This is a genomic window from Paraburkholderia sp. BR10937 (assembly GCF_040965695.1).
Classification (GTDB): Bacteria; Pseudomonadota; Gammaproteobacteria; order Burkholderiales; family Burkholderiaceae; genus Paraburkholderia.
In genome coordinates this window covers 1-252 of the sequence record NZ_JBFRCL010000226.1, presented here as the reverse complement: position 1 = coordinate 252, position 252 = coordinate 1, and the positions used below count along the sequence as shown (strand labels likewise).

1 protein-coding gene is annotated in these 252 nt (G+C 70.2%); it reads right to left on the bottom strand.

Annotated features, from left to right (window positions below; translation table 11 throughout):
- Positions 1–252, bottom strand: a 252-nt coding sequence (locus AB4Y44_RS42750; RefSeq protein WP_368702851.1) for an aldehyde dehydrogenase family protein, incomplete at both ends; no start/stop codon positions are given.

Sequence of the window (252 nt, the reverse complement as noted above, 5' to 3'; positions counted from 1 at the left end):
CCGTCGGGCAAGCCTGCTTCCTGCGCGAGTGCGGCGAGCGCGAGCGCCGTGAGCGGCGTGTCCTCGGCGGGCTTTGCCACGACCGTGCAGCCGGCCGCGAGCGCCGGGGCGATCTTGCGCGCGATCACGCCAATCGGCTCCTTGATCGCGCTCATGCGCTTGCCGCGCTGCGTCTGCGGAATGATGTCGCCGTAGACCTTCGTCGCCTCTTCGGCGAACCACGCGACGTACGACGCACCATACGCGACCTCG